Here is a 2,791-nt window from a genome sequence, read left to right on the forward strand (position 1 = left end):
CGGCGAACGCGACGCCGGACTCCAGCTCGCGCTCCACGGTGGGGTCGGCACCACGCTCGGAGACCACCGCGCGTCGATTGGCCAGCAGGTAGGACACGCGGGTGATTTCGAAGATTTTCGCGTCCCAGTAGTGGATGTTGAGGACGATCTTCGATCGTGCGATCCAGGCGTCGCGGCGCCCGCCGTAGGCGCCCGACAGCCATTTGACACGAAGACCTCGGTCGTGCAGTTCCCGGAGAACGCCATATCGGCGCCCGTTGAGCGCGCCGTAGAAAAGGACGTCGATGTCCTCGGGGACTGGGGTGATACGGGTCAGCTCGGGCACGTATCCGATCGGAACGTAAGTGGGCCAAGGCAATCCCAGGGCCGCAAGGTATTCAATGTTGGCCTGACTGTAATCCCACGCCGGGTAGCGCCGGAAAAGGTCGACGAATTCCGGCATCGTCATCCACGGCAAGTCGTCACCCAATTGCTCGAGGTTGTAGAAGATCGGGTATTTGGGCGGCTCCAAGGCGTACTGGACGAGAAGGTTCCCGCCGAGCACGATGGTGCGGCGTTCGTCGAGGTCAAGACGGTCGGTCAGCACCGAGTCGTGCCCGAGCGCCGCAAGACCATGGTGCACAGCCTCGGCGACCTCGTTGAACGCTCCGGCGCTGATGTCATCGTGGGAGGGGGGTGACACCACCGCGACGGCGAACCGCATGGGTGCAAAGTACAGCAAGACAAGAGGATTGCGCTTGACCCCGGTCAGCGGTCAGCGTGGATTTCCTATGCGGACGGATCCGCCTTCAGCGTCATCGCCACGAAATCCAGGCACCACAGCGACTCGAACAGCGTCCGACCGAACTCCTCCAGTTCACGCTGGCTCGCGCCGGGCGACTCCTCGCTTTTGGCGACTCGGCCAGCGATCTGGCGAATCGTGCTCTGGCCATCAACGTGCTGCAGGAAACGCATTTGAGCCGGCGTAACCATCGTGCGCCAATTCGGCCGAAAAATCTCCTCCCCATCGATACCGCAGCCCATTCGCATTCGCGGAACGTAGTCGAGGCATTCCGGGGTGGAGAAATTGATGACGTAACTCTTCTTCGGCCGGTCGGAACGGCATGCCATGAATAAATGGGAGGCGTTCATCACGTGGAGACGCTCCACGACAGCCCAGCGCTTAGCCTCTGGTAACGCGTTCACCGCCTGATCGAGTGGACTCCCCGGGTTGAACCAATCATGCGGGTAGTACGGCGCCTTGATGAACCAACCCTGAAATGCCAATCCCGCTGACGTCACGAGATCGATGCACTCAGCGACGCTGAAATCGCGCTCAACGCCATTCAGGAAGGTATCCGCCAGCGCGGCATCAGATTGCGCGGACACCGGTGCCATCTTGAAGTAATTGTGGACGGGGTGTTCGGTCGGCAACGCTGTGATCACTTCTTTGACCATTTGCACCGACTGGTCGTCCCGATCCATGCCCAACTCACGGAAGGTCGATTGCAGCATTTCGACGCCCATGCGGCCGTACTTCGCATAGAGCATCACACCCAGAACGCCATCTCGCCGAAGACATGCCTTCAGCGCCTTCATGCCTGCCAGTGGGTCTGGTAAGAGATGCAAGACGTCGGTTGACACAATCAGGTCGAATTTGCGCTTGGACGACGACAGTTCCTCTATCGGGGCCTGATGCAGTTCCAGGTTCCACAGACCGAACTTGTCCTTCAGATATTGCAGATGGTCCAGCGAGCGTTGACTGACATCGACCGCCACCACACTCGCGGACCGGTTGGTGTATGCGAAAACCGCGGCCTGGTTGCTACCGCCGCCTGCGATCATAATGTCGAGATCGGGCCTGTAGTCCCGGTCGGGCCACAGAGTGGAGTGAGCGTGGGCGGGGTCGAACCACTCCCAATTGCTATCGGTCCATGCCCCGAGGTCATTGATGGGTTCTGGGTACGTGTCGGCGATAGTGGTGTTCAGATCCTCGTTCATTGCGGAGCTAGGCCTTTCCGGTCGACTCTTGATCGAGGATCTCGGATCCGTGGTCAGTCGAGAGCACAATCACGGAACCGGCCCCCGTCGGGGGGATTATGGGTTACTGACTGTTTTGCTCGCAAGGGGCCAGCAACTCGCGCACGCCCACTTCACAGACCAAATCAGGCTCACCGGACAGCGTTCGTCACGAAATTCTGACACAGACCCTTCAAGCCGAGCCACTGGGGCCATCCCTCATGGCCGCGCCCCCAAGGCCGGGATATCCACGTCGCGCGGCTGTGACAAAAACCATGCTAGTGCCGGGGTTCCACGCCTGCCCTCCGCGTAGCGCCGCTTCGTCAGGGTACTCGTCGAGATCGTCATCGTTGATGTGGTCGCCGCCTGTCCACGCTCGGCCGGTCGGGTTGGGGGCGCCGGTGCTGCGCGCACCCGAGCACGTCACGCAAAGACCCCAGAAAATGACTTCGGACTCCTCGACCAAGAAGCCGAAATCACCCGAGGCGATCAGGCAGGGGGCCTCACCGACGGCACAGTCGACATCCGCGATGGCCCCACAGGAGCGGCAGACGAAGTGATGGTGATTGTCCCCAACCCGCGTTTCGTAGCGCGCGACCGAACCCGACGGCTGGAATCTTCGCAGGAGGCCTACCTCGGTCAGGGTGTGCAGCACGTCATACACGGTCTGCCGGGACACTTCGGACAGTGCGGCACGGACCACACCGAAGATCGTGTCCGTGTCGGCGTGCGGATTTGCCTGAACCGCCCAAAGAATGCCGACCCTCGGCTGGGTGACGCGCAACCCAGCCTT

Annotated in this window: 2 protein-coding genes and 1 pseudogene; all 3 read right to left on the reverse strand. The window is 61.2% G+C overall.

Annotated features, from left to right (window positions below):
* Window positions 1–703, reverse strand: a 703-nt coding sequence (locus tag AC2VON_RS24245) for a hypothetical protein (RefSeq protein ID WP_486955117.1), incomplete at its 3' end; no start/stop codon positions are given.
* Between the two features lie 65 nt (window positions 704–768).
* Window positions 769–1,980: a class I SAM-dependent methyltransferase gene (locus tag AC2VON_RS24250; RefSeq protein WP_486955118.1), complete on the reverse strand. Its 1,212-nt coding sequence runs from the start codon at window positions 1,978–1,980 to the stop codon at window positions 769–771.
* Between the two features lie 433 nt (window positions 1,981–2,413).
* Window positions 2,414–2,791 (reverse strand): annotated as a pseudogene (locus tag AC2VON_RS24255) (Fur family transcriptional regulator); the annotation flags it as partial.

This window comes from Mycobacterium sp. TH-M82, from assembly GCF_057473605.1.